Raw genomic sequence first — 15,126 nt, forward strand, 5'->3', positions numbered from 1 at the left:
CACCGCCCCCCGAGCCCGCCGCCCCGCCCGCACCGCCCGCCGCTGCGCCGGCCGCGGCCGAGCCCCCGCTGCCGCTCGCCCCCGACAGCCTCGGCGCGCTGCTCCTGAGGGAGCTGACCTCGCGGGCGGAGGCCGTCGCCGCCACCACGGTCGGCATCCTGCACACGCTGGCCGATGCGCCGCGCGCGCTCGATTGGCTCGGCCGCGTGGCCACCGACCCCGCCGTGCGGAGCGGCGTGCTGCGCGCGCTGTGGCAGATCGCGCTGCTGCTCGCCGCCGGCATCATCGCCGAACGTCTCGCCATCCTCGCCCTGCGCCCGATCCGCAGCCGCCTGCTCGCGCACACGCCGAAGACCTACCTGCGGCGGGTTCCGCTGGCGATCGGCGATCTCGTGCTCGATCTCCTTCCCGTCGCCGCCTTCGCGGTGGTCGCCTACAGCCTGATCCCGGTGCTGGAGCGCTGGCCGTCGCGCCAGTTCGTGCTGCTCGTCGCCGCCAACGCGTATCTCGCCGTGCGTCTTGCCCGTGCCGCCGGCCGCTTCGTCTTCTCACCCGATGCGCCCGCGATCCGGCTGATCCCCGGCATGTCGGACGAGACCGCGGCCTACGCGCAGATCTGGGTCAACCGCATCACCATCGTCGCCCTCGCAGGCTTCGCCGCGATCGAGACCGCGCGCACCTTCGGCCTCGATTCCGCCACCGCGTCGGGGCTGTTCAAGGCGCTGTGGCTGCTGATCACGCTGCTGCTCATCATCGTCGTGCTGCAGAACCGCGAGGGCGTGCGCGAGGTGTTGCGTGCGCCCGAGGGCGCGCGCGGCGCGTTCGCCGTGATCCGCAATCGCGTCGCGGATGTCTGGCACGTCCTCGCAACGCTCTATCTCCTCGCCGCCTGGGTGGTCACCGCGCTCGAGATCGAGGACGGTTACGGCCGCATCCTCGCCTTCACCGTCACCACCATCCTCGTCGTCGCCGGGGCGAAGCTCGCCGAACTCGGGCTCAACCGCGCGATGGAGCGGATGATGGCGGTCGATCCCAAGGTCGCCGGCAAGCATCCGGGCATCGAGGCGCGGGTGAACCGCTACCTGCCCGCGCTGAAGACGCTGCTCGGCGCGGCGATCTGGACCGCGGCGGCGGTGATCCTGCTGCAGTCCTGGGGCTTCAACGCCTTCTCCTGGTTCACCCCCGGCAATGTCGGGCACCGCCTGCTCGGCGCGCTCGCCTCCATCGGCATCACCGTGCTGGTCGCGATCCTGGTGTGGGAGAGCGTGAACGCCGCCATCCAGCGCCGGCTCGATGCGGTGGCGCGCGACGCCCAGGCCGCGCGCAGCGCGCGCGTGCGCACGCTCCTGCCCATGCTGCGCACGTTGCTCACCGTCGTCATCGTCGTCGTCGTGGTGCTGATCACGCTGTCCGAGATCGGGGTCAACATCGCGCCCCTGCTCGCCGGGGCCGGCGTGATCGGGCTTGCCATCGGCTTCGGCTCGCAGCGCCTGGTGCAGGACCTGATCACGGGAGTGTTCCTGCTGATGGAGGACGCGCTGGCGGTCGGCGACGTCGTCTCCGTTGCCGGCCAATCGGGGGTGGTGGAGGGGCTCTCCATCCGCTCCATCCGCCTGCGCAGCCTGGACGGCACGGTGCACATCATCCCGTTCAGCGCCGTCACCATGGTCTCGAACATGACGAAGGACTTCGCCTTCGCCGTGTTCGACGTCGGCGTCGCCTACCACGAGGACACCGACCGCGTGGTCGAGGTGCTGAAGAAGACCGCCGAGCAGATGCGCTCCGAGGGGAGGTGGGCGGCGGTGATCCGCGAGCCCCTGGAGATCCTCGGCGTCGATCGCTTCGCCGACAGCGCGGTGGTGATCCGCGCCCGCTTCCGCACCAATGCGGGCAGCCAGTGGGCGGTGACGCGCGAGTTCAACCGCCGCTACAAGAAGGCGTTCGACGAGGCCGGCATCGAGATCCCCTTCCCCTACCGCAAGGTGGTGGTGGCGAGCGAGGACGGTTCTCCGCCCTCGCAGGAGGCGAAGCGGGCGGCCGCGATCGCCGGCGCGGCCTGAAGCCTCAGAGCCCGCCCGCCCGCGCGGCCCAGAACGCGGCGACCCCGCCGAACAGCGCGAGCGGGGTCGACCCCGAGGCCCGCATGACGAGCAAGGTGGCCGCCCCGCCGAGCATCCCCGCCCAGCCCTCGCGAACGAGGGCGGGGGCGACGAAGGCGACGAACAGCGTGCCCGGCAGGTGTTCGAGGAAGGCGCGCAGGAAGGGGCCCGGCCTGATCCGGCGCAGCACGACATAGCCCGCGGCGCGGGCGGCGAAGGTCACCGCCGCCATCGCCAGGATGGCGGCCGCCGAAAAGGCATCCACCATCACGTGCCGCGCCCGCCCGAGGTTTCGATCCAGGCGCCGACCAAGCTTCCCGCGACCGCGCCGCACACCACGGCCAGCGCAGGCTGCGGCAGGAGCGGGCTCAGGGCGAGAGCCACCGCCGCCAGCCCTTCAGCGCATCCAACCAAGCGGCAAGGTGGGGGCCCATCAGCGCGAAACGGAGGTTCACCGCAGCCGCCGCCAGGGCGGCGGAGGCGATCGGCGCCGGGTCGGTCCAGAGCTCGAGGGCCAGGATCTGCGACGCGCCGGCGAAGACGAGAGCGCTCATCAGCGCTTGCTCGAGAGCCGAAAGCCCCTGCGCCAGCACCCCGACGACGAGGCCGAAGGGGACGAGCCCCACCGTCAGGGGAGCGGCGAGGCGAAGCCCGCGCACCACCCCGGCCCGGCTCACCACCACCTGCATCTCAGCCGCGGCGGAAGCGGGCGATCAGGGCCTCAGCCTCCTCCGGCGCGGTCGCGAGCGCGGCCTCGGCGATGCGGCGGGAGAATCCGGCGCGGGCGAGGACGGCGAGGGCCTTGTCGCGGGTCGCCGCCGGGTCGGGGCAGAAGGGACCGAGCCGGCGACGCCTGAGCGCGATCAGCGCCGCGGCGATCGCCGCCTCCTCGTCGGGAAGCGCGGCCTCGATGGCAGCGCCTGCTTCCTCGCCCGCCCCCCGTTGCGCCAGGTGGGCGGCGATCGCCACCGCCGACCGGCCGGAACGCGCCAGTCGCCGTGCGCGGGCCTCGGCGAAGGCGGCGTCGTTCACCGCCCCGGTCGCGGCGAGCCGCTGCACCACCCGCCGCGCCGCCGCCCGCGCCGCAGCGACCTCCGTCTCCTCCGCCCCGGTCGCTTCCGCCCAGCGCGCGATGCGCCGTTCCAGCACGCGCAGCAGCGCGGCGCGAGTCGCGGCATAGCGCGCGAGGTGCGCGAGCGCGGCCTGCTCGAGCGCGGCGTCGGTGGGCGGAGCAGGATTGCGGCTGCGGCGGGGCATCAGCCCGAATCGGCGGCGACCACGGCGCGGCGCCGCCTTACGGTGGCCGATTCGGCCACGGGCAAGGGGATCGCGCCGAACAGGTCCTTCTCCGCTTCGATGATGGCCACACCTGCGAAGCGCGGCCCGATTCGCCGGCCGACCCGCTCCCACGCCGCCGCGCCGCGCAAGAGCGTCCGCCAGGGGAAGGGCGGCACGAACAGCGCGCCGTCGCGCCGCACCTCGCGGAACATGGCGGAGGCGAGCAACCGGGACAGTTGCGGGGCGGAAAACGGTCGGCCATGGCCGAAGGGGGTCGCCTCGGCATAGGCCCACCACCCCGTGCGGTTCGGCACCACCACCATGAGCCGCCCGTCGTCCTTCAGCACCCGCCAGACCTCGCGCAGCATCCGCCGCGCATGCTCGGCGTGCTCCAGGCCGTGCACGAGCAACACCCGGTCGAACAGCAGATCCGGAAAGGGGAGCCGGTCCTCGTGCGCGACGGTAGCGAGCGAGGGCCGCTTGCGCGGCCAGCGCGCGACCCCGAGTTGGGCCGGGAGGCAAGCGACGGTGCAGTCGCCCGCTTCGGTGCGCCAGATGCGCAGGAAGGGCAGCGCGTAGCCCAGGCCCAGCGTGCGCGCGCCCGGGCGAACGGGCCAGAGCGCGCGCAGCCGAGCGCGCAGCATGGCGATGACCACCCTGCCGTGCGATGAGGCGTAGAAATGGGCGAGTGCGGCGACGTCCTCCGCCATGGCGGCGTCTTAGCACGGAGCCCGCTTCCACCCGACCTTGCCGGAGCGAAGGCCGCCCGACACAGGCCGAGGCCAGCGCGGGCACGGGGATCGCTTGACCAGGAACAAATCCGTGAGTTCCGATTGCATTCCTCGGCAAGCTGGGCCAGTCCTGGCCGAAGATCCGGAAAGCTTTGAGAAGACCCTTCCAAGAATGCGATGCTCATGCGTTTCGAGACGGATCCTGGCATGACGGTGACGGGCGGAAATCTGCTGCCCCCCGTGAGGTCCGACTGGGCGTTACTTCTCGATCTCGACGGAACCTTGATCGACTTTGCAGCGACGCCGGAGGCGGCCCGCGCGCCCGCGACCCTGCCGTCCGCCCTTCTCCAGGCCGCCGCCGCCCTCGGCGGAGCGCTCGCCATCGTCTCGGGGCGCGAGATCGCGGCGATCGACCGCCTGCTCGCCCCCGCCCGCCTTGCCGCCGCCGGCTGCCACGGCGGCGAGCTCCGCCCCTGCCCGGATTGCGTGGTCAGCCGGCACGCCCCACCGCTCGACCCTGCCCTGGTCGCCGAGGCGGTCGCCCTCGCCGAGGCCGAAGGGCTCCATCTCGAGGTGAAGGCGACCGGCCTCGCCCTTCATGTCCGCGCCTGCCCGGATCGCGAGTCGGCGGCGCATGCCCTCGCCCTCCACCTTGCCGCCCGCGCCGGGCCGGGCTACGAGGTGCTGCCGGGGGCGCTGGTGCGGGAAATCCGTCCGCGCGGCTTCGACAAGGGCCGCGCGGTGCGGGCGCTGATGGAGGCTCCGCCCTTCGCCGGCCGCCGCCCTCTCTTCCTCGGCGACGACGTGACCGACCGCGACGGCATCGCCGCCGCGCGCGCCTTGGGCGGCGAAGGGATCCTGCTCGGCCACGATACGCCGGCGGGCCCTGCCGAGGTGCGGGCGTGGCTTGCCGCCCTGCCGCGGGCGCTCGGCCGATGAGCGCGCGCCATCAGCCGCTCGACCTCGGCGTGATCGGCAACTGCCAGGTCGCCGCCCTGATCGACCCGCGCGGGCGGATGACCTGGCTTTGCCTGCCGCGGCTCGACGGCGACCCGGTGTTCTGCGCCCTGATCGACGGCGTTGACCCGGCTGGCGGCTTCATGGACGTGCTGGTCGAGGGTCTCGTCACCACCCGCCAAGCCTACCGGCGCAACACCGCGATCCTGGAGACCGTGCTTGAGGCGAAGGATGGCGCGGCGGTGCGCCTCGTCGACTTCGCGCCCCGCTGCGTCCGCTTCGGCCGCTCCTTCCGCCCAACTCAGGTGATCCGCCGCCTCGAACCCATCTCCGGGCGGCCGCGGGTGACCATCCGCATCCGCCCGCGCGCCGCTTGGGGCAGCGCGACGCCGCAGCGGCGCGGCGGCAGCAACCACCTGCGCTGGGCGGAGGGCGAAACAAGCCTGCGCGTCACCACCGATGCCCCGGTCAGCTTCATCGCCCACGAGGCCTCCTTCGTGCTCGATCGGCCGGTGACCCTCGTCCTCGGCGAGGACGAACCGCTGCCCGAGGCGCCCGGCGAACTCGCCGTCCGCTTCGAGGCCGAAACGGCGGCCTATTGGCTCGAATGGACGCGTTACCTCTCCATCCCCTTCGAGTGGCAGGAGGCGGTGATCCGCGCCGCGATCACGCTCAAGCTGTGCACCTTCGAGGAGACGGGCGCGATCGCGGCGGCGCTCACCACCTCCATCCCGGAGGCCCCCGGGTCGGGCCGCACCTGGGACTACCGCTTCTGCTGGCTGCGCGACTCCTATTTCTGCGTGCAGGCGCTGAACCGGCTCGGCGCCACCCGCACGATGGAGGCGTTCATCCGCTTCCTCACCGACATCGTGCTGGCCGACCCCGGCGCGCCGCTCGCTCCGCTCTATCCCCTGGCGCCCGGGGTTTCGAGCGAGGAACGGATCGCGCCCGCGCTCGCCGGCTTCCTCGGCGATGGTCCGGTGCGCGTCGGCAACGCCGCCGCCACCCAGGTCCAGAACGACAGCTACGGCCAGGTGATCCTCGCCGCCGCCCAGGCCTTCTTCGACGCCCGCCTGCCGCGCCCGGGCGATCTCGCCCTGTTCCGCCTGCTCGAAACCGTGGGCGAGACGGCGGAGCGTGTCGCCCTCACCCCCGATGCGTCGCTCTGGGAGTATCGCGGACGGATGCGGGTGCACACCTACTCGGCGGTGATGTGCTGGGCGGGCCTCTCGCGCCTCGCCGCGATCGCCGACCGTCTCGGCCTCGCCGAGGCGCGCGCGCGCTGGGCCGCCTCGGCCGCGCGCCTGCGCGAGGCGATCCTGCGCGAGGCCTGGCGGGAGGATCTCGGCTGCTTCGTCGACGCCTTCGGCGCCGACGGCACGGACGCCGCCCTGCTGCTCCTGCCCGAACTCGGCTTCGTCGCGCATGATGATCCGCGCTTTCGGGCCACGCTCGCGCGCATCGAAAGGCGGCTCCGGCGCGACGGTTTGCTGTTGCGCTACGACCAGCCGGACGATTTCGGCCTGCCCGAGACGGCCTTCCTGGTCTGCAGCTTCTGGTATGTCGATGCGCTGGCAGGCCAAGGGCGGCTTGCGGAGGCGCGCGCGCTGTTCGAACGACTGCTCGCCCACCGCAACCACCTCGGCCTGTTCAGCGAGGACTGCGACCCGCGCACCGGCCAGCTCTGGGGCAACTTCCCGCAGGCCTACTCCATGGTGGGGCTGATCCTGTCCGCGATGCGGCTGTCGCGGTCCTGGGAGGAGGCGCTGTGGCGCGCCTCGTGATCGTCTCCTACCGGGTCGCCGAACCGAAGCGCGGCGCGGCGGCCGGCGGTCTCGCCGTCGGCATCGCCGATGCGCTGAAGGCACGGCGGGGGCTCTGGTTCGGCTGGAGCGGACGCACGGCACCTGCCCCCTCGCCGGAGCCTGACATCGTCGCGCACGGCGGGGTGGCTTACGCCCGGTTCGACATCGCCTCGGCCGACCACGCGCCGTTCTACGCCGGGTTCGCCAACGGCACGCTCTGGCCGCTGCTGCACTACCGGCTCGGGCTGATGGAGTTCGACCGCGCGGCGCTCGCCGCCTATGCCCGCGTCAACGCCGCCTTCGCCGCGGCACTCGCGCCCCTCCTCTCGGCCGACGATGTCGTCTGGGTGCACGACTACCAGCTGATGCTGGTGCCGCGCGAACTCCGCAGCCGCGGCTTCGCGGGTCGTGTGGGGTTCTTCCTGCACGTGCCCTTCCCACCGCCCGACGTGTGGTGCGCCCTGCCGCAGGGCGGAAGCCTTCTCGAGTCGCTGCTCGCCGCCGACCTCGTCGGCTTCCAGACCGAGGGCGATCGCGCCAATTTCCTCGCCTGCTGCGCGCGCTGCCTCGGTGCCGCGGTGGCGGACGGCACGGTGACGCACGACGGCCGACGAACAGCTGTCGCAACATTCCCGATCGGCATCGACACCCAGGGCTTCGCGCGCACCGCCGCCCGCGCCGCGAAGGGCCGCGCCGTGCGCCAGCTGCGCGAAAGCCTCGGCGAGCGGTTGCTCGTCATCGGCGTCGATCGCCTCGACTACTCGAAAGGCCTGATCAACCGTTTCCTTGCCTACGATTCCCTGCTCCATCTCGAGCCGTCCTGGCGCCGGCGCGTCACCTACCTGCAGGTCGCCGCCCGCTCGCGCGTCGAGGTGGCGCAGTATCGGGCGCTCAGGCGCGAACTCGACCGCCTGGCGGGGCGGATCAACGGCGAGCACGCCGAGTTCGACTGGACGCCCCTGCGCTACCTCACGCGCGAGGTGCCGCGCACCACGCTTGCCGGCTTCTTCCGCATCGCCCGGGTGGGGCTGGTCACGCCGATGCGCGACGGCATGAACCTGGTCGCGAAGGAGTTCGTCGCCGCCCAGGACGCGACCGATCCCGGCGTGCTCATCCTCTCCGCCTTCGCCGGTGCCGCGGCGGAGCTCACCGAGGCGCTGATCGTCAACCCGCACGACCCGCAGGAGATCGCGGAAGCCCTCGCCCGCGCGCTCGCCATGCCGCTCGAGGAGCGTCGCACGCGATGGGAGGCGATGATGGCGCGGCTGCGCGAGGCGACGGCGGCGGCCTGGGCGAAGGCCTTCCTCGACCGCCTGGAAGCCTGCCCGGGACCGTGACGCGGACGGGCGGCGATGCTAAGCGAGAGCCGATGCCCGGCCTCGACATCGTCGCCGTCCCCTGCCTCAGCGACAACTACGCGTGGCTCCTGCGCGACCGCGAAACGGGGGCGGTGGCGGTGGTCGATCCCGGTGAGGCGGGGCCGGTCGAGCGAGCGCTCGCCGCCAAGTCGTGGCCGCTCGACCTGATCCTGCTCACCCACCACCATGCCGATCATGTCGGCGGTGCCGCCGAGTTGCGCGCCCGTTTCGGTGCCGAACTCGTCGGCGCGGCGGCGGACCGCCACCGCCTGCCTCCGCTCGATCGCGAACTCGCCCCCGGCGACACCGTCTCGGTCGGCGACAGCGCGGCGACGGTGCTCGCCACCCCCGGCCACACCTCGGGCCACATCGCCTACCATTTCAGCGAGGCGCGGGTACTGGCCTGCGGCGACACGCTCTTCTCGCTCGGCTGCGGACGGGTGTTCGAAGGCACGATGGCGGAGATGTTCGAGAGCCTGCGTCGGCTCGCCGCCCTGCCCGACGACACGATGGTGCTGTGCGGCCACGAGTACACGGAGGCGAATGCCCGCTTCGCCCGCCACGTCGATCCCGCCAACGCGGCGCTGGCCGCGCGGGCGGAGGAGGTGCGGAGGCTGCGCGCGGAAGGGCGGCCCACGCTTCCCGTGCCGCTCGGCCTCGAGAAGGCGACCAACCCGTTCCTGCGCGCGCGCGACGCGGCCGAGTTCGCCCGCCTCCGTTCCGAGAAGGATTCGTTCCGCTGAAGCCCGCCGGCCTCCACCTCCTCGATCCGGCGACCGAGGCCGAAGCGGTGATCGAAGCCCTCGGCCTCGCTCCGCACCCCGAGGGCGGGTGGTTCCGCGAGACCTGGCGGGATTCGCCGGCCGATGGTTCGCGCGGCGCGGGAACGGCCATCCTCTATCTTTTGAAGGCCGAGGAGACCTCGCACTGGCACCGGGTGGACGCCACCGAGATCTGGCACTGGTACGGTGGTGCTCCGCTCGTGCTCACCCTCTCGCCTGATGGGCACGACGCCGAGGCGCATCTGCTCGGGCCCGATCTCGACGCGCATCAGTTGCCGCAGCGGATCGTTCCGGCGCTTTGGTGGCAGACGGCCGCCTGCCTGGGACGGTGGACCCTGGTCGGCTGCACGGTGAGCCCCGCCTTCACCTTCGCGGGCTTCGAACTCGCACCCCCCGATTGGCGCCCCACCCCGCGGCCTGCCGGCGGCCACGCCCCTCACTCGTCGAGCGGGACGCGATAGGCCTCGGCCAGCAGATTGGTCTCGCAGGCCTGGGCGACGACGGCGAGCAGCTCGGCGTACATTTCCTCCGTCATGCCCTGCTTGCGCGCCGCCCGCTCGTGGCTCGCGACACAGTAGGCGCACCCGTTGGCGAGCGAGACGGCGAGGTAAAGCATCTCCTTCGTGCGCGCATCGAGTGCGCCCGGCGCCATCACCTCCTTCAGCGTGGCCCAGGTGCGGCGCAGCGTGTCGGGGTGCCGCGCGAGCGCCTTCCAGAAGTTGTTGACATCCGGAATGTTCCGGGTGCGCTTGATGTCGTCGAACACCGCGCGCACTTCCGCCGAGGCGTTCTCGTACGCGACGAGCGGCGGTGAGGGAGGGCTCGAGGCGCTCACGCCATGTACTGCCCGCCGTTCACCGACAAGGTGGCGCCGGTGATGAACGAGGCCTCGTCCGCGGTGAGGAAAGCCACACAGCGCGCGATGTCCTCCACCGTGCCGAGCCTGCCCACCGGGATGCGGGCGATGATCTTCTCGAGCACGTCCTGCGGCACGGCCCGCACCATGTCGGTGTCCGTGTAGCCGGGGGCCACCGCGTTCACCGTGATGCCGTTGCGCGCCCCTTCCTGGGCGAGCGCCTTGGTGAAGCCGATCATGCCGGCCTTCGCCGCCGAGTAGTTGACCTGGCCGAACTGCCCGGCGAGCCCGTTGACGGAGGAGATGTTGACGATGCGCCCGAACTTGCGCGCGTTCATCCCGTCCCAGGTCAGCTTACAGAGGTTGAAGCAGGAGCCGAGATTGGTGTCGATCACCGCGTCCCACATCTCGCGCGTCATGCGGCGGAGCGTGGCGTCGCGGGTGATGCCGGCGTTGTTGACCAGGATCTCGATCGGGCCCACTTCGGCCTCGATGCGCTTCACCGCCTCCTCGCAGGCCGCGAAGTCGGCGGCGTCGAACTTGTACACCTTGCAGCCCGTCTCGGCGGCGAAAGCCTGGGCGGCCGCATCGTTGCCGGCGTAAGAAGCGACGACCGTTCGCCCCTGGGCGATGAGCGCCTTGCAGATGCCGGCGCCGATGCCGCGGGTGCCGCCGGTGACGAGAGCCACACGTGCCATGGATGACGTTCCCCCCTCGTGCTGTTGGCTGGACGGCGCGCCGGACGGCGCCCCGCCGCAAGCCTTGCCCCGCCAGGGGCGCGACCGCAAGCCCCGCCGCCGCCCTGGACGGACCCGGCTCCTGTCGCTACATGCCGGCCATGGCATGGCGGAGCGGTTTGCTCAGGCTTCTTGCCGCCGTGGTGTTTCTCACCGCGGCCGGGGTGCCGCTGCGCGCTCCCTCCTCCGCTGCCGCCGGCGGCGAGGCGTGGCTGGTCGAGCTTTGCACCCTCGAGGGGAAGGTCACCATCGCGGTCGGACCCGACGGGCAGCCGGTGGAGCCGGCCGAGCATCGGGACCATGCCTCCGCTCCTTGCCTGCTCTGCGCCGCCCTGCCCGGGGCCGAGCTGCCGCCGGCCCCGGCGGTGCCGAGCCTCGATCGGCTCGTCGTGCGGCGTGACCTGACGCGCGCCGATTCCTCGCCGCGCGCCCCGCCCCTGCTATCGGCTCAGGACCACCCGCCGACCGCCCCGCCCGAAACGGCCTGACCGGACGAGACGCGCCGTCCCGGCGGCGCATCACCCTGCAGAAGACCGTTTCGAGGGGAGACCCCAGATGACACGCACGCTTCCGGGCGCGGCCCTGGCCGCCGCCCTCCTCGCCGGCACGGCCTCGGCCGCGCCGCCCGCCGACACCATCCTCTTCGTCTCCGCCCGCGACGCCCTCGTCGCCTACGACGCGGCAACAGGAGACGAGAAGGCCCGCTTCGCCACCCCGGGCCTCTCCTCCGACATGCTGATCACGCCGGAGGGGCTCCTCGTCCTCAACCATCGCGACGCCAACCAGGTGGTGCTGGTGGACGCCCGGACCTTGCGCGAGGTCGGCCGCATCCCCTCCTCCGGCATCGGCGGCACGCGCCCCGTGCACCTTTATCTCGCGCCCGACCGGCCGGATGGGCGCCGCCTCGTCGTCATCGCCAACGATGGCAACGCGCAGCGCCCGACGCGGTCGGACAACTCCGCCCTGATCATCGACGCCACCGACCCCGCGGCACCCAAGGTGGCGGGCGAGGTGCAGCTCGGCATCGGGCATCACAAGCTCGCCTTCTCGCGCGACGGGCTGCGCTTCTCCGCCTCCAACATCGCCGACTGCGACGAGGTGGTGGGTGTGTACGACATCACCGACCCGGCGAAGCCGGGCCGCCTGCTGGCGGTGACGGGGGCCGATCTCGGGCTCGACGGCAAGGACGGCCGGCCGGCCTGCGACCCCACGGGACGGCAGGGGCGGCGGCCCGGGCCGCATGGCGCGGCGACCCTCGCCGCCTCGGGCCTGCACGCGCACAACGCCAACGGCACGGGACAGTTCATCCTGATCGAGGCCGAGGCGACCCCACCGCGGCTCGCCGCCGTGCTGCAGACGACGGGCGGGTCGGGCGGGGCGTCGATCGCCGTCCACCCGGGCGGGCGCTTCGCCTACGGGCCGCAGAACACGCCGCGCACGGGCGGAGAGGGTGAGCGCGCCGGCGGTCCCTGCCAGATCGGCCAGCTCGCGGTGATCGACGGGACGGAGAGGCGCCTCGCCGCGCAGGTCCCAATCCTGTACGACGCCGGCTGCGGCGCCCTGCCGGCCTCCGCCGCCGGCGCCCGTCCGGCCTATGCCTTCGTCACGCCGGACGGGGCGACGCTCGCCGTCACGGTCGGCACGCTGAACGCGAGCGAGCCCGGCCGGGCCGAGGTGCTCGCCCTGTTCGACCTCGCGGATCCCGCCAAGCCCGTTCAGGTCGCCTCCGTCCCGGTGGGCAAGTCGGCAGGCCACCGCGACGCCGCCATCACCCGCGACGGGCGGTTCCTGTTCGTCCCCGGCAATCAGGACGCCTCCGTCACGGTGGTCGATCTCGCGGCGCGTCGCGCGGTGAAGCGGCTTGCGGTGGCGGCGGAGCCGAACCGGGTCGCGGCCTGGAGCCCCTCGGCGGGGCCGACCAAGGCGCCGGGCACGATCGTGCTGGCCGGGCGCTGAGGGAGGGGACGATGGCATGGCGTCGGATCCTGTTCGGCGCCGGGGTGGCCGGGGCGGTCGTCGCCCCGGCCCTCGCCTGCGACCCCGAGGAGATCAACGCGCAGCTCACCCGGGTCTGCGAGGCCGCGCTCGCCGAAACCGCGCCGGCGGCCGAGGCCGTGCTGCCGTACGCGACCGCGGCGGAGCGGATCCGCCTCGAGCGCAGCCTGGCCCGCGCGCGCGAGGCCTGCGCGATCGGCGACCCCGGCTTCGGGGCGGAGGAAGCCGCGCGCCTCGCTCGGCTCGTCGGCCGCATCGAGGCGCGGGCGGGGGCAACCCCATCCATCTGGCAACACGAGGAGCACGCACAACGATGAAACACGTGGCACGCGCCGTCCCCTTCGCGGTGGCGGGGTTCATGCTGACCCCGTTCCTGCTCTGGGCCGGCTTCTGGTTTTCCGGCGTCCAGGGCGTGAAGTCGGGCTTCGACGGCCCGGAGGCCGTCGTCCTGCTGCTGTCGTCCCTGCCGCTCGCCGGTCTGTTCTGGATTCGCAACCTGCGCGAGATGGGAGACGGCATCGCCTCGCCGTCGCGGCTGCGTCTCGCGCGGCTTTTCACCGTCGCGCTGCCGGCGGCGATCGTGCTGATCGGCCTCGTCGGGCTGTTCTGGATGGCCTCGCTCGATCGCCCCGCGATCTCGATCGCGCTCGTCGGGCTCGCCGTCGCCGCCGTCGCCTTCCTCGGCTGGCGGGCCGCCTCGCCGGAGGGCGAGCGCGCCTCCGGCCGGGCAGTGCGCGGCGAGGGCTGGAGTGCCGGGCACATCCTGCTGTTCCTGTTCAACGTCGCGATGGCGCTCGCCCTGCTCGCCATCCTGTGGACGCCGGCGGTGCTGTTCTACGCCGTACTCGCCCTCGTGCCGGTCGTGTTCGGCACGATCCTCGTCATCGCCAATCAGGGCGACGCGTCGTGACGACTTGGCAACGGATCGGGCTGGCCATCGTCACGGCGGCGGTGGCGGGCGGAGCGGCATGGCTGGTCGTTCCTGCGTGGCTTTCGCCGCCGAAGACGCACCAGGTCCAAGTCGCGCTGCCGGCGGGAGTCACCCTGGGCGGGCCCTTCGCCCTGACCGACGAGACGGGAGCGCGGGTGACGAACGAGACGTTCCGCGGCCGGTTCATGCTGATCTATTTCGGCTTCACCTACTGCCCCGACGTCTGCCCGACCGAACTCGCCAAGATGGCGGCTGCCCTCGACCTCTTGGGCGCGGAGGCCGAGGAGGTGGTACCGATCCTGATCACCGTCGACCCGGAGCGCGACACCCCGGCCGCGCTCGCGCAGTACACGGACCTGTTCCACCCGCGGCTCGTCGGGCTCACCGGGACGGAGGCCGAGATCGCCGCCGCGGCGCGCGCCTATCGCGCCTACTACGCCAAGGTGCGCACAGGGCCCGGGCCTGACGAGTACACGATGGACCACTCCGCCTTCATCTATCTGATGGGCCGGCAGGGCGAGTTCATCGCCCTGTTCAACCCGCAGACCACCCCCGAGCAGATGGCGGAGGCGATGCGCCGCGCCATCGCCGCCGCGCCGCGCGTTTCGACCATGCAACCACAAGGAGGACGCTCATGATCGCACGTCGTTTTCTTCTCGCAACCGTCGCCGCGCTTGCCCTCGTGCCCCTGGCCGAGGCCGCGCAGGACAAGGTGGAGATCGTCGAGCCCTGGGCGAGGGCCTCGCTCTCCGGGCGCAACAGCGCCGCCTACATGACCATCCACAACCACGGGACGGAGAAGGACGAGCTCATCGCCGCCTCCTCGCCGGTCGCCCGCGTGGTCGAACTGCACACGCACATCATGGACGGCGGCGTGATGCGCATGCGGCCGGTGAACGCCATCGAGGTGAACGTGGGCGAACCTGCCGTGCTGCGGCCGGGCGGGCTGCACGTGATGCTGATCGATCTCACGCGCGACCTGAAGGCCGGCGAGAAGATCCCGCTCACGCTCCGCTTCCGCAACGCCGGCGAACGGACGATCGAGGTGCCCGTACTGGCCCCGGGAGCGACGGGGCACGGCCACGGCCATGGGCATGGCCATCGCCACTGAGGCGGGAGATCCGGGCATGCTCGACCGCCGCCGTTTGCTCCGCAGCGTGATTGCGGCTGCAGCGATCAGCACACCGTTCGCCTCGGCTCAGGCCGAGGAGAAGCCGGGGCTCTTCGTCAACCTGACCACGGATGATGTCTGGGCCGCCTCGAAGGCCATCTTCTTCGCCCATCAGCGGGCGCTGAAGGGCGGCTACCGGCCGGTGACGATCTGGCTGAACATCCGCGCCGTCTATCTCGCCGACAAGCGGCGCGCCCCGGCCCGGCTCAACCCGGAGACGCCGGACATCCACAGCATGCTGCGCGCTTTCATCGCCGATGGTGGACAGGTGATCGCGTGCATGATGTGCTCGCGGGTGGCCGGCCTGACGAAGGACGACCTCATCGACGGCGTGGTGATGGGGGCACCCGACGTCGTCCTGCCGGCGATGATGGGGCCGAACATCCGAACCCTCACCTGGTGAGGCGTTGCCGAGCCGGCCGGCGG

19 protein-coding genes are annotated in these 15,126 nt (G+C 72.5%); 13 read left to right on the forward strand and 6 right to left on the reverse strand.

Annotation, left to right across the window (positions count from 1 at the left end; translation table 11 throughout):
• Positions 1-2,060: mechanosensitive ion channel domain-containing protein (locus DWB05_RS00005; RefSeq protein ID WP_114373605.1), on the forward strand; the 2,060-nt coding region annotated here is incomplete at its 5' end.
• Between the two features lie 4 nt (positions 2,061-2,064).
• Here the strand turns inward: DWB05_RS00005 and DWB05_RS00010 are convergent.
• From DWB05_RS00010 to DWB05_RS00025, 4 genes are all read right to left on the reverse strand, one after another.
• Positions 2,065-2,367, reverse strand: coding sequence for an AzlD family protein (locus DWB05_RS00010; protein WP_114373608.1), 303 nt, complete (start codon positions 2,365-2,367; stop codon positions 2,065-2,067).
• Positions 2,368-2,467: 100 nt separating this feature from the next.
• On the reverse strand, positions 2,468-2,776 hold the full coding sequence (locus DWB05_RS00015) for an AzlC family ABC transporter permease (RefSeq protein ID WP_232818323.1): 309 nt from the start codon (positions 2,774-2,776) through the stop codon (positions 2,468-2,470).
• A 13-nt stretch (positions 2,777-2,789) separates the two neighbouring features.
• Positions 2,790-3,356: a RecX family transcriptional regulator gene (locus DWB05_RS00020; protein WP_114373611.1), complete on the reverse strand. Its 567-nt coding sequence runs from the start codon at positions 3,354-3,356 to the stop codon at positions 2,790-2,792.
• Positions 3,356-4,087: a class I SAM-dependent methyltransferase gene (locus DWB05_RS00025; RefSeq protein ID WP_114373617.1), complete on the reverse strand. Its 732-nt coding sequence runs from the start codon at positions 4,085-4,087 to the stop codon at positions 3,356-3,358. Before DWB05_RS00025 ends, DWB05_RS00020 begins: the two co-directional genes overlap by 1 nt.
• A 204-nt stretch (positions 4,088-4,291) precedes the next feature.
• On the opposite strand from DWB05_RS00025, the gene otsB reads away from it, so the two are divergent.
• Genes otsB through DWB05_RS00050 form a run of 5 tightly spaced genes read left to right on the forward strand, consistent with a single transcriptional unit; the run spans position 4,292 to position 9,471 of the window.
• Positions 4,292-5,047, forward strand: coding sequence for a trehalose-phosphatase (otsB, locus tag DWB05_RS00030; RefSeq protein WP_198669001.1), 756 nt, complete (start codon positions 4,292-4,294; stop codon positions 5,045-5,047).
• Positions 5,044-6,849, forward strand: a complete 1,806-nt coding sequence (locus DWB05_RS00035; RefSeq protein WP_114374197.1) for a glycoside hydrolase family 15 protein — start codon at positions 5,044-5,046, stop codon at positions 6,847-6,849. Before otsB ends, DWB05_RS00035 begins: the two co-directional genes overlap by 4 nt.
• Positions 6,834-8,207, forward strand: a complete 1,374-nt coding sequence (locus DWB05_RS00040; protein ID WP_114373623.1) for an alpha,alpha-trehalose-phosphate synthase (UDP-forming) — start codon at positions 6,834-6,836, stop codon at positions 8,205-8,207. The genes DWB05_RS00035 and DWB05_RS00040 overlap by 16 nt, the downstream gene beginning before the upstream one ends.
• 32 nt (positions 8,208-8,239) lie before the next feature.
• On the forward strand, positions 8,240-8,971 hold the full coding sequence (gloB, locus tag DWB05_RS00045) for a hydroxyacylglutathione hydrolase (RefSeq protein ID WP_114373626.1): 732 nt from the start codon (positions 8,240-8,242) through the stop codon (positions 8,969-8,971).
• Positions 8,972-9,018: 47 nt separating this feature from the next.
• Positions 9,019-9,471, forward strand: a complete 453-nt coding sequence (locus DWB05_RS00050) for a cupin domain-containing protein (protein WP_232818324.1) — start codon at positions 9,019-9,021, stop codon at positions 9,469-9,471.
• Here the strand turns inward: DWB05_RS00050 and DWB05_RS00055 are convergent.
• Entirely contained in the window at positions 9,447-9,845 is a 399-nt protein-coding gene (locus DWB05_RS00055; RefSeq protein WP_114373629.1) for a carboxymuconolactone decarboxylase family protein, read from the reverse strand. The two genes, DWB05_RS00050 and DWB05_RS00055, sit on opposite strands and share 25 nt — an antisense overlap.
• Positions 9,842-10,564: an acetoacetyl-CoA reductase gene (gene phbB, locus DWB05_RS00060; RefSeq protein ID WP_114373632.1), complete on the reverse strand. Its 723-nt coding sequence runs from the start codon at positions 10,562-10,564 to the stop codon at positions 9,842-9,844. The genes DWB05_RS00055 and phbB overlap by 4 nt, the downstream gene beginning before the upstream one ends.
• 140 nt (positions 10,565-10,704) lie before the next feature.
• Here phbB and DWB05_RS00065 point away from each other — a divergent pair, with 140 nt between their 5' ends.
• The 7 genes from DWB05_RS00065 (at position 10,705) to DWB05_RS00095 (ending at position 15,103) form a co-directional block, all read left to right on the forward strand.
• Entirely contained in the window at positions 10,705-11,091 is a 387-nt protein-coding gene (locus tag DWB05_RS00065; protein WP_157967007.1) for a hypothetical protein, read from the forward strand.
• A gap of 67 nt (positions 11,092-11,158) precedes the next feature.
• On the forward strand, positions 11,159-12,559 hold the full coding sequence (locus tag DWB05_RS00070) for a YncE family protein (protein ID WP_114373639.1): 1,401 nt from the start codon (positions 11,159-11,161) through the stop codon (positions 12,557-12,559).
• Between the two features lie 11 nt (positions 12,560-12,570).
• Positions 12,571-12,915, forward strand: coding sequence for a hypothetical protein (locus DWB05_RS00075; protein ID WP_114373642.1), 345 nt, complete (start codon positions 12,571-12,573; stop codon positions 12,913-12,915).
• A gap of 5 nt (positions 12,916-12,920) precedes the next feature.
• Positions 12,921-13,508 carry a hypothetical protein gene (locus DWB05_RS00080; RefSeq protein WP_157967008.1) on the forward strand — a complete coding sequence of 196 codons (588 nt, stop codon included), beginning with the start codon at positions 12,921-12,923 and terminating at the stop codon, positions 13,506-13,508.
• Positions 13,505-14,167: an SCO family protein gene (locus tag DWB05_RS00085; RefSeq protein ID WP_198669002.1), complete on the forward strand. Its 663-nt coding sequence runs from the start codon at positions 13,505-13,507 to the stop codon at positions 14,165-14,167. The genes DWB05_RS00080 and DWB05_RS00085 overlap by 4 nt, the downstream gene beginning before the upstream one ends.
• Positions 14,164-14,640, forward strand: coding sequence for a copper chaperone PCu(A)C (locus tag DWB05_RS00090; RefSeq protein ID WP_114373648.1), 477 nt, complete (start codon positions 14,164-14,166; stop codon positions 14,638-14,640). The genes DWB05_RS00085 and DWB05_RS00090 overlap by 4 nt, the downstream gene beginning before the upstream one ends.
• Positions 14,624-15,103, forward strand: coding sequence for a DsrE family protein (locus tag DWB05_RS00095; protein WP_198669003.1), 480 nt, complete (start codon positions 14,624-14,626; stop codon positions 15,101-15,103). Before DWB05_RS00090 ends, DWB05_RS00095 begins: the two co-directional genes overlap by 17 nt.
• The last annotated feature ends 23 nt before the right edge of the window (positions 15,104-15,126 follow it).

The organism is Elioraea thermophila (ex Habib et al. 2022) (assembly GCF_003336755.1).
GTDB classification, from domain to species: domain Bacteria; phylum Pseudomonadota; class Alphaproteobacteria; order Acetobacterales; family Acetobacteraceae; genus Elioraea; species Elioraea thermophila.